This window comes from uncultured Paracoccus sp., from assembly GCF_947487305.1.
Taxonomy (GTDB): Bacteria; Pseudomonadota; Alphaproteobacteria; order Rhodobacterales; family Rhodobacteraceae; genus Paracoccus.
The window spans coordinates 1-866 of record NZ_CANKWH010000073.1 but is presented as its reverse complement, the minus strand read 5'-3'; the positions used below and the strand labels follow the sequence as shown (position 1 = coordinate 866).

At 61.1% G+C, this 866-nt stretch carries 2 protein-coding genes; both read left to right on the top strand.

What is annotated here, in order from left to right:
- On the top strand, nt 1-336 hold a 336-nt coding region (locus Q1A36_RS21310), incomplete at its 5' end, for a hypothetical protein (protein WP_299848181.1).
- 146 nt (nt 337-482) lie between these two features.
- Nucleotides 483-674 (top strand): VPEID-CTERM sorting domain-containing protein, encoded by a 192-nt coding sequence (locus tag Q1A36_RS21305; protein ID WP_299848179.1) that lies wholly within the window; start codon nt 483-485, stop codon nt 672-674.
- The last annotated feature ends 192 nt before the right edge of the window (nt 675-866 follow it).

Below are 866 nucleotides of genomic sequence, written 5' to 3'. Positions count from 1 at the left end.
CTGGACCTGATCAACTGGATTCTGAACCAGGACTTCAGTTCCCAGAACAACGGGGATGGTGCAGGCCAAACCTATACGGAAGCCGAAATCCAGGGCGCGATCTGGCAGTTGACGGATGACTTCGCTTTCGTTGCACCCGGTTTGGGCACCGAGGCCAATGCGCTGGAAATCTATCAGCTCGCACTGGCCAACGGTGAAGGTTTCGAGGCAGGCGAAGGCGATATCATCGGCCTGATCCTTGACCCGACGGACGAGGCCGAACTGGCAGGCAATGCGCAGCCATTGATCGTCGGCGTCGCCTTCGACGCTCTGGCTCAGGATTGCTTCTGCTTCTGATGCCTGCAAAGGCCGCGCCGCCAGCATTGGCGGCGCGGCAGATATTCCGGCGTCCAAGTGCCGGGATCGGGATCGCAGGTGCGGTTCTGTCGTGAAGAGTGACGGTAACTTGGACTACCGTCTGGTAAACCTGAAGGAGCTCTAAGATGAAAAAAATCGCTCTGACTGGCGTCGTTGCCAGCCTGACCACCGCACTGGCGAGCGGCGTTGCTTTCGCCAACATGGGTCCGCGGCCGGTCCGAGTCCCTGAAATCAGCGCCCTGGAAGGCACAGCGGCCATCGCTGCGCTGGCCGCCATCGTGCTGCTGACCTGGGAGCGCCGCCGTCGCGCCCACTGATCGGGATTGACCTTTCGGCAGCTTGACAGGCCCGCTTACGGCGGGCCTGCTCATTTCAGAACCTGTTTCCCACCGATTGCCCGCCATGTCAGACAGCCACACCATGCCCGCCCGTCCGCCATTCCGCCCATTGCTGTTGGCGGCGTTTCTGCTGGTCGCCCAGTTCCTGGTTATCGGCGTGACTTTCAAGCA